Here is a 13,243-nt window from a genome sequence, read left to right as displayed (position 1 = left end):
CCGGCAGGCCGGGTGCGCTGCGCGCCCCGGCTGAGCTGCCCGGCGCGGCGGGTGCGCTGCGCGCCCCGGCTGGACTGCCCGGCACGCTCGGGGCGCTGCGCGCGGCCGGCCACCGGTACCGCACCGTCAAACAGGAACTGCGTGACAACCTGCTGGCCCGGATGCGCGGCGGCGAGCCCCGCTTCGCCGGCATCGTCGGGTACGACGACACCGTGCTGCCCGAGGTGGAACGGGCCCTGCTCGCCGGGCACGACATGGTGCTGCTCGGCGAGCGCGGCCAGGGCAAGACCCGGCTCATCCGGTCACTGGTGACGTTGCTGGACGAGTGGACGCCGGTGATCGCCGGATCGGTGCTGAACGAGCACCCGCTGCACCCGGTCACCCCGGCGTCGCGGGCCCTGCTCGCCGAGGCCGGCGACGACCTTCCGATCGGCTGGCTGCACCGCTCGATGCGCTACGGCGAGAAGCTCGCCACCCCGGACACCAGCGTCGGCGACCTGATCGGTGACGTCGACCCGATCCGGCTGGCCCAGGGCCGCACGCTCGGCGACCCCGAGACGATCCACTTCGGGTTGGTGCCGCGTACCAACCGGGGCATCTTCGCGGTCAACGAACTGCCAGACCTGGCCGAACGGATCCAGGTGGCGCTGCTCAACGTGCTGGAGGAACGGGACATCCAGGTCCGCGGCTACCAGCTGCGGCTGCCGCTGGACCTGCTCCTGGTGGCCAGCGCCAACCCGGAGGACTACACCAACCGGGGCCGGATCATCACCCCGCTCAAGGACCGGTTCGGTGCCGAGATCCGTACCCACTATCCGACCGAGCTGGAGTTGGAGCTGGCGCTGATCCGGCAGGAGGCCGACCTGGTCGCCGAGGTGCCGGAGCACGTCCTGGAGGTGCTGGCCCGGTTCGCCCGCGCGGTGCGGGAGTCACCGTCGGTGGACCCCCGCTCCGGGGTCTCCGCCCGGTTCGCCATCGCCGCGGCGGAGACGGTCGCCGCCGCCGCACTGCGCCGCGCCGGCCTCACCGCCGCCGAACGGTCACCGCGTCCCGGGTCGGCCGACCCGGCCGACGCGCCCGCGGAGTCCCACCCCGTCCCCGTGGCGCGGGTGGGTGACGCGGTGCCGGTGACGTCGACGCTGCGCGGCAAGGTGGAGTTCGAGAGCGGCGAGGAGGGCCGGGAGGTCGAGATCCTCGGTCACCTGCTGCGTACCGCCACCGCCGAGACGTTCCGGGCCCGGTTGGCGGGGCTGGACCTCTCCGGCTTCACCGCCCTGGTCGAGCAGGGCCGGGCGATCGAGACCGGCGAGCTGGTGCCGTCGGCCGAGCTGCTGCGCCAGGTGGGCACCGTGCCCGGGCTGGCCAAGGTGCTCGACCGGCTCGGCATCGGTGACGCGCCGACACCCGGGCAGGCCGCCGCGGCCGTCGAGTTCGTGCTGGAGGGGCTGCACCTGAGCCGCCGGCTCGGCAAGGAGGTCACCGACTCGGGGCGCACCCGCTACGCCGGTCGGGACTGAGCATGGCCGGCAACCGGTTCCGGTACGGCCAGTGGCGCGGCGGCCCCGACCCGCTGGCCCCGCCGTACGACGTGCAGGCCGCGGTGGACCAGGTCGGTCAGGAGGTGCTGGCCGGTGGCAGCCTGCGCCAGGCGCTGCGGGATCTGCTGCGCCGGGGGCCGCAGGGGCGCGGCGGGCTGGACGAGCTGACCGCCCGGGCCCGCCGGCTGCGGCGGGAGGCGCTGCGCCGCGGCGACGCCGACGGCGCGGTGACCCGGGCCCGGGCCCTGCTGGACCAGGCCCTCGCCGCCGAGCGGGACGAGTTGGCCGGCCGCCAGGACGGGGCGGCCCGGTTCGCCGAGACCACGCTGGACAACCTGCCCCGCGCCACCGCGCAGGCGGTCCGGGAGCTGTCCGGCTACCAGTGGGCCAGCGACGAGGCCCGGCAGAACTACCAGCGGATCCTCGACGGTCTCCGCGAGGAGGTGCTCGGTCAACGCTTCGCCGGGCTGCGCTCCTCCGCCCAACTGGCCGCCGACCCGGCGGTGCAGGAGCGGCTCGCCGAGCTGATGCGGGACCTCAACGCCCTGCTCGCCCGGCACGCCCGCGCCGAGGACACCACCGACGCGTTCGCCGAGTTCATGCGCCGGCACGGCGAGTTCTTCCCGGACCGGCCGGCCGACGTCGACGAGCTGATCGACCTGCTGGCCCGGCGGGCCGCCGCCGGGCAGCGGCTGATGAACTCGCTGTCGGAGCGGCAGCGTACGGAACTGGCCGAACTGATGAGCCAGTCGCTCGGCGACCGGCTCGCCGGTGAGCTGAGCGCCCTGGAACAGAACCTCCGGACGCTGCGTCCCGAGCTGCGTTGGGGTCGGGGTGAGCGGATGCAGGGCGGTCGGCCGCTGGGCTACGGGGACGCGACCGGCGCGCTCGACGAGGTGGCCGAGCTGGACGACCTGCTCGACCAGTTGGGCCAGGCACATCCCGGCGCCACCCTGGACGACATCGATGTCGAGGCGGTCGCCCGGACGCTGGGCCGCGACGCCGCGGACGACGTACGCCGGCTGCGGGAGCTGGAACGGGAACTGCGCCGGCAGGGCTGGGTGACGCGCGACGCCGCGGGGCTGACGCTGAGCCCGAAGGCGTTGCGCCGGCTCGGAGGGACCGCGCTGCGCCGGGTCTTCGCCGAGCTGACCGCCGGCCCGCGCGGGCAGCACGACCTGCGTACGGCCGGAGCGGCCGGCGAGGTCAGCGGCGCGTCTCGGCCCTGGGAGTACGGCGACGAACAGCCCATCGACGTGGTGCGTACGCTGACCCGGGCGATTCGTCGGGCCGGGCCGACGGTGCCGGTGCAGCTCGCCGTGGCGGACTTCGAGGTGGTCGAGACGGAGCGTCGGGCATCAGCGGCGGTGGCCCTCTGCGTGGACCTGTCGTACTCGATGATCTCGCAGGGCCGGTGGGGGCCGATGAAGCAGACCGCGCTGGCCCTGGCGCACCTGATGGCGACCCGGTTCCCGCAGGACGCGTTGCAGATCATCGGATTCGGCCGGACGGCGGCGACGCTGACCCAGCAGGAGTTGGCCGCGGTGGAGCCGGACCTGGCCCAGGGCACCAACCTGGAGCACGCGTTGCGGCTGGCCGGGCGGCATCTGCGCCGGCATCCGGACGCCGAGCCGGTGGTGCTGGTGGTGACCGACGGGGAACCCACCGCCCACCTCGACCCGGCGGACGGAGAGGCGGTGTTCAGCTGGCCGTCACTGCCGGAGACGATCGAGGCGACGATCCGCGAGGTGGATCGGCTCGGCCGGTACGGGGCGACGCCGAACCTGTTCATGCTCGGTGACGAGCCCGGGTTGCGCCGGTTCGTGGAGGCGGTGGCCCGGCGCAGCGGCGGTCGGGTCTTCACCCCGGACACCGAGGATCTCGGCGAGTACGTGGTCAGCGACTACCTGCGGGCCCGTCGCGGTCGGCGCTGAGGCCCGTCGTCCGGCGCCGTCATCGGTCGGCCGAGACGGTCGACCAGCGGGACAGGTCGTCAACGGGGTGCCGTTCCCTTGAAGGTGCGGCGGTAGGCGGACGGCGCGACGCCGATGCGCAGGTGCAGTTGCTGGCGTAGGGCGGCGGTGGTGCCGAAGCCGCTGCGGCGGGCGATCTGGTCGACGCTCAGCTCGGTGCTCTCCAGCAGCAGCCGGGCGTGGTCGGTGCGTTCGTTCAGCAGCCACTGGGTCGGGCTGAGTCCGGTCTCGGCCCGGAACCGCCGGGTGAACGTACGGACGCTCATCCGGGACCGCTCGGCCAGGTCGCGCAGGGTGACCGGTTCGTGCAGCCGGCCACGGGCCCACTCCCGTGCGCCGGCGGTGCTGCTGTCCGGGGCCGGCGGCACCGGGCGTTCGATGTACTGCGCCTGGCCGCCGTCGCGCCAGGGCGGCATCACGCAGCTGCGGGCCGTCCGGTTGGCGACCTCGCTGCCGTGGTCGGTGCGGACCACGTGCAGGCACAGGTCGATTCCGGCGGCCACCCCGGCGGAGGTGAGTACCCGGTCGTCGGCGACGAAGAGCACCGTCGCATCGAGGTCGACGCGGGGATGCAGCCGACGGAACCGGTCGGCGTGCGCCCAGTGGGTGGTGGCCCGACGGCCGTCGAGCAGCCCGGCGGCGGCCAGTACGAACGCCCCGGTGCAGATCGACATGATCCGCGCACCCCGGTCGTAGGCGACGCGTAGCGCCTCGGTCACCTCCGGTTCGACCACCCCATGGCGCTCGGTGGCGTCTCCCTGCACGCCGGGCACGATCACCGTGTCGGCCCGTTCGACCAGCTCCAACCCGTGGTCGGGCAGCACCTGGAAGCCGGCGGTGCTGCGTACCGCCCGCCCGCCCGCGCTGCACGTGTCGACGGTGTAGAGCCGCTGGGCGTCGGCGTCCCGCGCGGCACCGAAGACCTGGGACGGGGTGCCGAGGTCGAGGCCGACGACATGGTCCGTGGCGAGCACGGCGATGCGGTGCGGAGTCATGGCCCGATTATTGCGCACCATGGCCTTCCGGCCACTCGTCCGGGTCTGCCCGGACTCCGCAGACTCTTCTGGTGAGTCGACCCTTCCGCCTGCATCCGGCCTGGATCGTCGCCGCCGTCGCGTTCGTCGCGCTGGTCGGCGCCGCTGGTTTCCGGGCCACCCCGTCGGTGCTGCTGTACCCGCTGCACGCCGAGTTCCGCTGGCCGCTGGCCACCATATCCGCGGCCGTCTCGGTGAACCTGCTGCTGTACGGGCTGACCGCGCCGTTCGCGGCGGCGCTGATGGACCGCTTCGGCATCCGCCGGGTGGTGGCCGCCGCGCTGGCGCTGGTCGCCGCCGGCAGCGGCTTGACCGTCTTCATGACCGCGAGCTGGCAGCTCATCCTGTGCTGGGGGGTGCTGGTCGGGCTCGGCACCGGCTCGATGGCCCTGGCCTTCGTGGCCACGGTGACCGGCCGCTGGTTCGTGCACCGCCGGGGCCTGGTCACCGGTGTACTCACCGCCGGTTCGGCCGCCGGTCAACTGGTCTTCCTGCCGCTGCTGGCCACGCTGGTCGGCCGGTACGGCTGGCGGGCGGCGGCACTGGTCGTCGCGGGGTCGGCGCTGCTGGTCGTACCGCTGGTGCTGCGGCTGCTGCGCGAGCACCCGGCGGATCTCGGGCTGCCCCCGTACGGGGCGAGCGAGATCGTCGAGCCGTCGCGCCCGGCCGGGGGCGCCGCCACCCGGGCGCTACGGGCGCTGGCGCAGGCGGCCCGGACCCGGCCGTTCTGGCTGCTGGCGGCGGGCTTCGCGATCTGCGGGGCGACCACCAACGGGCTGGTCGGTACGCACTTCATCCCGGCCGCGCACGACCACGGCATGCCGCAGACCACCGCCGCCAGCCTGCTCGCCCTGGTCGGCCTCTTCGACATCGTCGGCACGATCGCCTCCGGTTGGCTGACCGACCGGTACGACCCCCGGCTGCTGCTCGGCGCGTACTACGCGCTGCGTGGCGGGTCGCTGCTGCTCCTGCCCGGCCTGTTCGCGGCCACCACCGAGCCGAGCATGCTGGTCTTCGTCATCTTCTACGGACTGGACTGGGTGGCCACCGTGCCGCCGACCGTGGCGCTGTGCCGGGAGTACTTCGGCACCTCCGGCGCGGTGGTCTTCGGCTGGGTGTTTGCCGCCCACCAGTTCGGCGCGGCGGTCGCGGCGACCGGGGCCGGTCTCGTCCGAGACCAGCTCGGCACCTACCACCTGGCCTGGTACGTGGCCGGGATGCTGTCGGTGGGCGCGGCAGTGCTGTCGTTGCTGCTGTTGCGTCGACGCGGTGCCGCCGTCGCCGAGCCGGTCGCCGCCGCCCCGAAGGCGTGGAGCTACCGCGACTGATCCTCGCGCCGCTCCCGGTCGGCGTCGCGGATGCCGTGGTGCACCGCCCGCCGGACGACGGCGTAGAGGACCAGCACTGCCAGCCCGTACATGAACAGCATGATCAATCCGCCGAAGAGCGCATCCATCGGTAGACCGTAGCGGCGGACCGGCCGGTCGCGCTGTCCCGGTACTACCGCAGGGTCCAGCGCTGAGCCGGGTTGCCGTCGCAGGGCGCCTGGACGATCTCGGTGCCGGGGTCGGCGCCACCGTCGCGGGCCTGCGCGCACTTGCCGCTGTGCCCGGCGACGAGCAGGGTGGTGCCGTCGCCGACCGGCTGCAGCCGCCACTGTTGGTTGGCCTCGCCGTGGCAGCCGTACTGCAACGTCCGGGCCCCGTCGTCGCCGCTGCCGCCCTCGACGTCCAGGCACAGGTTGTGCGCGGCGTTGGTCAGCGTGACGGTGTCCGCGCCGAACTGGGCGATCACCCACTGCTGCGCCGGCCCGTCGGCACAGTCGGCCAGTACCGCCAGGGCCCGCTCGCCGTCGCCGTCGAGGCCGAGGCAGCGGCCGGAACCCGCGCCCTGGAAGACCCGGGGGCCGGCGGGCGGTTCGGCGCTGGGGCTGGGCTCGGGCGCCGCCGTGGTGGGTGCCGGCTCGTCCTCGATCGGGGTCGGCGCCGCCGCTGTCGAGCTGGCCCCGGCCGCCGTCGGTGCCGGCGCCGGGTCGCCGCCGCCGAGCAGGCCGGTGGCGAACCCCACCCCGACCAGTACGCCGGCCAGCCCGACCGCCAGCGCCACCAGCAGTACCGGGTCACGGGGCAGCCCGGTGCGGCGGCGGGTGCCGTAGACGGTGCCCGATCCATCGGTTTCCGGCATGCGGGCATCCTGACCGACGGCGGGCCGGCACGCCATTCCGGGTGCGAAACGTCTCCCGTGGACATCCCACTCGTGTCACCCCGGGCGCGTAAAGTGAGCCCATGCGCGCTCTGCGTGATCATGACCTGGCGGTGGCCCAGCTGCGACGGTCCTATGCCGCGGTGCCACCCGATCAGCCGATCCGGCTGGCCAAGCGCACCTCCAACCTGTTCCGCCCGCGCAACGCCCCCCGCAGCGTCGGCCTCGACGTCAGCGGTCTCGGCGGGGTGCTGGGCGTGGACCCGACCACCCGCACCGCCGAGGTGCAGGGCATGTGCACGTACGAGCGGCTGGTCGACGCGACCCTCGCCCACGGCCTGATGCCGCTGGTGGTGCCGCAGCTGCGCACCATCACGCTCGGCGGGGCGGTGACCGGTCTCGGCATCGAGTCGACCTCGTTCCGCAACGGTCTGCCGCACGAGTCGGTGACCGAGCTGGACGTGCTCACCGGCGCCGGTGAGGTGGTCACCGCCCGCCCCGAGGGTGAGCACGCCGACCTGTTCGCCGGGTTCCCCAACTCGCTGGGCAGTCTCGGCTACGCCACCCGGCTGCGCATCGAGCTGCAACCGGTCCGCCGGTACGTGGCACTGCGCAACGTGCGGTTCACCGACCTGACCGAGCTGACCGCCGCGATCGGCCGGATCACCGTCAGCCGTAGCTGGGACGGCGAGCCGGTCGACGTGATGGACGGGGTGATGTTCAGCCCCGGCGAGGCGTACCTGGTGCTCGGCAGCTTCACCGACGACGTGCCGGCGGCCTCCGACTACACCGGGCAGGGCATCTACTACCGCTCGTTGCGCCGCCGCCGGCACGACGCGCTGACCGCGTACGACTACCTGTGGCGCTGGGACACCGACTGGTTCTGGTGCTCGGCGGCGTTCGGGGTACAGCATCCGGTGGTGCGGCGGTTGTGGCCGGCGCGGTGGCGGCGCAGCGACGTCTACCACCGCATCGTGCGGCTGGAGCACCGACACCAGGTGGCCGCCCGGATCGACCGCTGGCGCGGCCAGCCGGCCCGGGAGCGGGTCGTGCAGGACGTGGAGATCCCGCTGGAGCGGACGGCGGACTTCCTGCGCTGGTTCGCCCGGCGGGTGGGGATGACGCCGGTGTGGTTGTGCCCGTTGCGGCTGCGCGAGCCGGCGGGCAGCGGATCGGCCCGGTCCTGGCCGCTGTACCCACTACGGCCGGGGCAGGACTACGTCAACATCGGGTTCTGGGGGAGCGTGCCGATCGCCGAGGGCGCCGCCGACGGCGACGTCAACCGGGAGATCGAGCGCGCGGTGTCGGAGGCGGGTGGGCACAAGTCGCTCTACTCCGACGCGTACTACGACCGGGATTCGTTCGACCGGCTCTACGGCGGCGACACGTGGCGTGCCGTACGGGACCGGTACGACCCGGAACATCGGCTCACCGGACTGTACGAGAAGGCGGTAGCACGCGCATGAGCCTGACCGACCGAGACCAGGGAGCGGCCGGCGCTCCCGCCACGCCACCTCCGGGATCCGGACGGCGTGGACCCACCGTGGCGGACGTCGTCCGGGCGGTGACCAACGGCCCACTACCGATCCGGGTCACCGGCTACGACGGCAGCGCCATCGGCCCGACCGACGCCGGGATCACCCTGGCGATCCGTTCCGAACGAGGGCTGTCGTACCTGCTCACCGCCCCGGGTGACCTGGGCATGGCGCGCGCGTACGTCAGCGGTGACCTGGCCCTGGAGGGGGTCCACCCGGGTGACCCGTACGAGGCGCTGCGGGTGCTCAAGGACGAGCTGCGGGTCCGCCCACCGGCGTTGGCCGAGGGGCTGGCGCTGGCGCGCGGGCTGGGCTGGGAGCGGCTGCTCCCGCCGCCGGCCCCACCGCAGGAGGCGTTGCCGCGCTGGAAGCGGATGATGGGCGGCCTGCGGCACTCCCGGATCCGCGACAGCAGCGCCATCTCGCACCACTACGACGTGTCGAACGCCTTCTACGAGAAGGTGCTCGGCCCGTCGATGACGTACACCTGCGCGGTGTTCCGCGGTACCGACGACTCGCTGGAGCAGGCCCAGGCGACCAAGTACGACCTGGTCGCCGGCAAGTTGGCGCTGCGGCAGGGGATGCGGTTGCTGGACGTGGGCTGTGGCTGGGGCGGCATGGTCCGGCACGCCGCCCGCGAGTACGGCGTGAAGGCGCTCGGGGTGACCCTGTCCCGGGCGCAGGCGCAGTGGGCGCAGGCGGCGATCGAGCGCGAGGGGCTGACCGGGCTGGCCGAGGTGCGGCACCTGGACTACCGCGACGCGCCGTGGGAGCAGTTCGACGCGGTCTCCTCGATCGGCCTGACCGAGCACATCGGGGTCCGCAACTATCCGGGCTACTTCGGCTTCCTCCGCGATCGGCTGCGCCCGCAGGGGCGGCTGCTGAACCACTGCATCACCCGGGCGGACAACCGGGCGCCGCACCGCTCCGGCGCGTTCATCGACCGGTACGTCTTCCCGGACGGCGAGTTGGCCGGTCCGGGCCGGGTGATCAGCGAGATCCACGACGCCGGGCTGGAGGTGCACCACGAGGAGAACCTGCGCCAGCACTACGCACTGACCCTCGCCGCCTGGTGCCGCAACCTGGTGGAGCACTGGGACTTCTGCGTCTCGGAGGTGGGCACCGGCACGGCCCGGGTGTGGGGGCTCTACATGGCCGGGTCGCGGCTGGCCTTCGAACGCAACGGCATCCAGCTGCACCAGGTGCTGGCGACCCGTAACGCTCCGGATGCGGCCAGCGGCTATCCGTTGCGCCCGGACTGGCTGCCCTGACCCGCTGATCCACTGATCGTCGAAGGCCGCGCCGGCCCGATCGGCGCGGCCTTCGACGATTGCCATTGACAAAATCTTCTTGTACGTACTTCGACTTCAACGACGTGGTCAACGGCACCAGCATCCGGGGGGTGCTCCAGACCTACTGGTCGTTGGCGATCGCCAACCTGGAAGCCCACCTGGCCGTCCGGGGTGGCCAGCTGGGAGCTGGCCGAGTCCGGCGGGAAGACCCGGCTCACCTTCGTGCAGAGCGGCTTCGACGAGCAGAACCCGCCGTACGCGGCCTGGTCCGGAGGGGTCGCCGGACTGGCCGAACTCCGCCGCTTCCACGAGGTGCTGGACTGGCAGCCGATCTGGCTACCCGCCGAGATGAACATCCCCACCTGACCCGCGCCCGTCCTCCCGTCCCGCCCTGCGCGGCTCACCCGCCGCGCCCCGCGTTTCGGCCCTCCTCGGCGGTGGCGATGGCGGGCGGTGGTGGCGATGGCGGGCGGGTGGTGGCCCGCCGCGCCCCTGCAAGATCATGCTCGATCCGGGATCGAGTGGTCTCCGGTTGCTGAGGAAGCCACTCGAACCCGGATCGAGGGCCTACGCACCCGCGGGAACACTGTTCGAGACAGGGCATTGGGTGCGGGGCGGCGGGGACGCGCGTGGCGGGGTGGTGATCCGGGTGGCCGGCGCGGCTATCGTGGCGTGTCGTGACGAGCAGCGAGCAGCGACTTGCCGAGATCCGGGGCGGACTGCCGCCGCGCCGGCACAACGCGCGCACCATCGCGGCGCTGACCGGTAACCCGGGCTGTACCCGTCGGGCGATCCTGGACGGCGCCGGGGTGGACAAGCCGTCGCTGGCCGAGCGGATCGGTTTCCCCGCCCGCTTCGGGCAGTCCCGGTTCGCCATCACCCGCGGCAACGCCTTCGAGGCACAGGTGAAGGCGGACGGTGGCGTCGAGCTGCTCCGGCTCGTGGCCGAGCGCCTCGGCGTACCAGTCCCGGCGGCGGCGAGCTGGACGGACCTGGGCGCCGGCGACGAGATCGCCGGCCGGGAGGAGCGCTCCGCCGCCCTCCTGACTGCGGCCCTGCCCACCGCCACCACCACCGCCCACGGCGCCACCACCGCCCACGGCGCCACCACCACCGCCCACGGCGCCACCACCACCGCCCACGGCGCCACCACCGCCCACGGCGCCACCACCACCGCCCACGACGCCACCACCACCGCCCACGGCGCCACCACCACCGCCGCCCACGGCGCCACGGCCACGGCCACGGCCGACGACGGGACCGCACCCGGCGGTCGGCCGGGCGGGTTGCCGGACTCTTCGGCGGCGCTGTTCGACCACCCGCTGCTCGGGCTCGACGTCGCCGGCCGGCGGGTGTACCTGGAACCGGACCTGGTGGCCGCCCGGCTGGGCGGGCGGTTCCACGTGGTCGAGGTGAAGTCGTTCCCGGTGATCGACGGGCAGGCCGACCCGGCCAAGCTGGCCGCGGCGGCCGTCCAGTCGGCCGTGTACGTGCTGGCCCTGCGGGAGCTGCTCGCCGCGCGGGGACTTGATCCGCAACTGGTGTCGCCCGAGGTGGTGCTGGTCTGCCCGCGGGACTTCACCAACCAGCCGGTGGCGCATCTGCTCGACGTCCGCAAGCAACTGCTGGTGGTGCGCCGGCAGTTGGACCGGATGGACCGGCTCGACGCGCTGCTGGCCGCCGTACCGGCGGACTTCACCGCCGATCCGGCGGCCGACCCGCAGACGCTGGTCGGGGCGTTGTCCCAGGTGCCGGCCCGCTACGCCCCGGACTGCCTGGCCAGCTGCGAGCTGGCGTACTTCTGCCGGCACGAGTCGGGCGGGCGGACCAGCGCGCTCGGCCGCCCGGTCCGCGAGGCGCTCGGTGGTGTCGACAGCGTGGCCGAGGTGCTCGCGTTGGCCGCCGGGGAACCCGCCGCCGACCCACGACACGACGAGGCCGCCGTGCTGCTGCGGACCGCCGCCCGGCTGCGCGCCGACGCCCTCGGCGCATCGGCGTGAGTACGTTGCGGGCGTTGGCGGCGGCGCAGGCGGTGGCGGCCGGGGTGGCCCAACCGGTGGCCACCGTCCGGCATCTGCACCTGTCGCGGCGGCCGCTGGTGCTGGTGCCGCTGACGCTGGCCGGCGAGGCGAACGCGCCGTTGGCGGCGCTGGTCGGCGCGGCGCCGGGCGAGGCCCGGCTGCTGGTCGTGCCGCAGCCGCGTAACCGGGAGCACCGGCTCGCGTTCGCCGCCGAGCTGGCCGCGACCGTGCTGCCGTACGTGGACGCGCACCGGGGCGCCAACGAGGCGGTCTCCGTCGACCGGGGACGGGACGTGCGGTACCGCTATCTCGACGCGCCGCAGCTGCTGGTGCCGAACCCGGCGGGGGTGACGTTCCTGCGGCTGTTGGGCCGGTCCACCCGGTTCCGGCGGGTCGACGGTGACCATCCGGTGCCGCCGCAGGTGCCGCTGCTGGGTCGCTGGTTGACCTTCTTCGCCGAGCGGGCCGAGCACCCCGGCTCGTCGGCGTTGGTGGCGCTGACGCAGGCGTTGAGCCTGCACTGGGCGACCGGGCAGAGTGCGGTCGAGGACCTGCACCTGCCGGCGCTGCTCGGCTGGATCGCGCCGCCGGCCGGACTGACCGGCGCGCAGGCGGCGGCCCGGGCCGAGGATCCGGCGCGGTGTCCGCCCGCCGGCCCGGCCACCGATCCCGGCTTCGACAACGACCGACTCGCCCCGGCGATGTCGGCGTACGCCGACGCGGACCCCGACTCGGAGGCCCGCGCGCAGGCGTACGCGCAGCTGGCGGCGTTGCTGCGCGAGCAGTTGACGCCCACCTGGGAGCTGATGTGGCGCGGGGTGGGGTTGTTGCGGGCGTTGCCGCCCGGCGCCCGGGTGGCGGGCCGGTGGGACGGCGACCGGGACGCCTTCACCGGGTACGCCGAGCACGTCGACGCCGACGGGATGCCGCAGCCCCGCCGGGACGGTGCGGTGGCGGCGGCGGCCCGGCTGCACCGCCTGGAACGGGCCGCGCAGTCGTACGCGGTGCAGCGTGCGTACGACGACCCGCTGGTGATGGCGGAGTACCGGCTCACCGGTGAGGCGTTCGTCGGCGAGGTGGTGCTGGCCGACCCGACGCGGGTCGACGACACCGGCCGGCGGCCGGTGCTGCGTCCACGGATCCAGCTGGTCACCACCGATCCGGTGCTGCTGACGGTCGGGGCGGGACTGTCCAGCCCGGCCCGACCGGCGCAGAAGGCCCGGGTGGTGTTCGTGACCCCGGCCGCCGACGGCAAGACCGAGGTGGTGCTGGAACTCTCCGGCGGGATGGGCCGGGGACTGACCGCCAGTCCGGGCAGCGTGCCCGAGGTGGGGGAGCGGCTCTGCTACACCACGCTCAGCGACGCGTACCTGCCGAGCGGGTCGTTTCCGGCGGTGGAGCAGACGCCGTGGACGCACGGCGGGCCGCCGACCACCGGCGAGGAAGTGGCGTAGACGGCCGGTAGCGACCCGGTCGCGTCGAGTGCGCCCGCCCCCGTCGTCGCCGTCGTCGGCGCGCTGCTGACGAGGGCTCGGGAACGGAAGATCCGTTGGGATGTGGACTCGAACCGGGTGGATCTGGCGAAGTGGTCGTAACCGTGGCTAGGCTTTCCGGGTTTGCCAGGGCCGGTCCTCGCGGTCAAGGGTGC

Annotated in this window: 11 protein-coding genes; 8 read left to right on the top strand and 3 right to left on the bottom strand. The window is 74.0% G+C overall.

The window, feature by feature from the left end:
* The first annotated feature begins 35 nt into the window (after positions 1 to 35).
* Together D2L64_RS20590 and D2L64_RS20585 are read left to right on the top strand one after the other, a co-directional pair.
* Positions 36 to 1,517: a sigma 54-interacting transcriptional regulator gene (locus tag D2L64_RS20590; RefSeq protein ID WP_119578883.1), complete on the top strand. Its 1,482-nt coding sequence runs from the start codon at positions 36 to 38 to the stop codon at positions 1,515 to 1,517.
* Between the two features lie 2 nt (positions 1,518 to 1,519).
* On the top strand, positions 1,520 to 3,472 hold the full coding sequence (locus D2L64_RS20585) for a vWA domain-containing protein (protein ID WP_119578849.1): 1,953 nt from the start codon (positions 1,520 to 1,522) through the stop codon (positions 3,470 to 3,472).
* 59 nt (positions 3,473 to 3,531) lie between these two features.
* On the opposite strand, the gene D2L64_RS20580 is transcribed toward D2L64_RS20585, so the two are convergent.
* Positions 3,532 to 4,506 (bottom strand): GlxA family transcriptional regulator, encoded by a 975-nt coding sequence (locus D2L64_RS20580; protein ID WP_199714661.1) that lies wholly within the window; start codon positions 4,504 to 4,506, stop codon positions 3,532 to 3,534.
* A gap of 71 nt (positions 4,507 to 4,577) precedes the next feature.
* Here D2L64_RS20580 and D2L64_RS20575 point away from each other — a divergent pair, with 71 nt between their 5' ends.
* On the top strand, positions 4,578 to 5,873 hold the full coding sequence (locus tag D2L64_RS20575) for an MFS transporter (RefSeq protein WP_119578848.1): 1,296 nt from the start codon (positions 4,578 to 4,580) through the stop codon (positions 5,871 to 5,873).
* Here the strand turns inward: D2L64_RS20575 and D2L64_RS27330 are convergent.
* Positions 5,861 to 6,001, bottom strand: a complete 141-nt coding sequence (locus tag D2L64_RS27330) for a hypothetical protein (RefSeq protein ID WP_158603520.1) — start codon at positions 5,999 to 6,001, stop codon at positions 5,861 to 5,863. The genes D2L64_RS20575 and D2L64_RS27330 overlap by 13 nt on opposite strands.
* Before the next feature lie 44 nt (positions 6,002 to 6,045).
* Positions 6,046 to 6,729: an RICIN domain-containing protein gene (locus tag D2L64_RS20570; protein WP_119578847.1), complete on the bottom strand. Its 684-nt coding sequence runs from the start codon at positions 6,727 to 6,729 to the stop codon at positions 6,046 to 6,048.
* 101 nt (positions 6,730 to 6,830) lie between these two features.
* On the opposite strand from D2L64_RS20570, the gene D2L64_RS20565 reads away from it, so the two are divergent.
* From D2L64_RS20565 to D2L64_RS20540, 5 genes are all read left to right on the top strand, one after another.
* Entirely contained in the window at positions 6,831 to 8,213 is a 1,383-nt protein-coding gene (locus D2L64_RS20565; protein ID WP_119578846.1) for an FAD-binding oxidoreductase, read from the top strand.
* Complete coding sequence (locus D2L64_RS20560; RefSeq protein ID WP_119578845.1) at positions 8,210 to 9,553, top strand: class I SAM-dependent methyltransferase; 1,344 nt, start codon at positions 8,210 to 8,212, stop codon at positions 9,551 to 9,553. Before D2L64_RS20565 ends, D2L64_RS20560 begins: the two co-directional genes overlap by 4 nt.
* A gap of 192 nt (positions 9,554 to 9,745) precedes the next feature.
* The gene (locus D2L64_RS27990) at positions 9,746 to 9,940 is read left to right on the top strand and encodes an SRPBCC family protein (RefSeq protein WP_233559065.1); all 195 of its coding nucleotides are present in this window, start codon (positions 9,746 to 9,748) and stop codon (positions 9,938 to 9,940) included.
* Positions 9,941 to 10,251: 311 nt separating this feature from the next.
* Positions 10,252 to 11,574: a hypothetical protein gene (locus tag D2L64_RS27640; protein ID WP_199714659.1), complete on the top strand. Its 1,323-nt coding sequence runs from the start codon at positions 10,252 to 10,254 to the stop codon at positions 11,572 to 11,574.
* A complete protein-coding gene (locus D2L64_RS20540; protein ID WP_119578844.1) occupies positions 11,571 to 13,049 on the top strand; it encodes a hypothetical protein in 1,479 nt (492 codons plus the stop codon). Before D2L64_RS27640 ends, D2L64_RS20540 begins: the two co-directional genes overlap by 4 nt.
* The last annotated feature ends 194 nt before the right edge of the window (positions 13,050 to 13,243 follow it).

It is taken from the genome of Micromonospora radicis (genome assembly GCF_003583405.1).
GTDB classification, from domain to species: domain Bacteria; phylum Actinomycetota; class Actinomycetes; order Mycobacteriales; family Micromonosporaceae; genus Micromonospora; species Micromonospora radicis.
This window is presented reverse-complemented; position numbering and strand designations above follow the sequence as displayed.

Coding starts and splice junctions, on each gene's coding strand:
- D2L64_RS20585 (WP_119578849.1), top strand. CDS start 1,520: ATGGCCGGCAACCGGTTCCGGTACGGCCAGTGGCGCGGCGGCCCCGAC.
- D2L64_RS20580 (WP_199714661.1), bottom strand. CDS start 4,506: ATGACTCCGCACCGCATCGCCGTGCTCGCCACGGACCATGTCGTCGGC.
- D2L64_RS27330 (WP_158603520.1), bottom strand. CDS start 6,001: ATGGATGCGCTCTTCGGCGGATTGATCATGCTGTTCATGTACGGGCTG.
- D2L64_RS20570 (WP_119578847.1), bottom strand. CDS start 6,729: ATGCCGGAAACCGATGGATCGGGCACCGTCTACGGCACCCGCCGCCGC.
- D2L64_RS20565 (WP_119578846.1), top strand. CDS start 6,831: ATGCGCGCTCTGCGTGATCATGACCTGGCGGTGGCCCAGCTGCGACGG.
- D2L64_RS20560 (WP_119578845.1), top strand. CDS start 8,210: ATGAGCCTGACCGACCGAGACCAGGGAGCGGCCGGCGCTCCCGCCACG.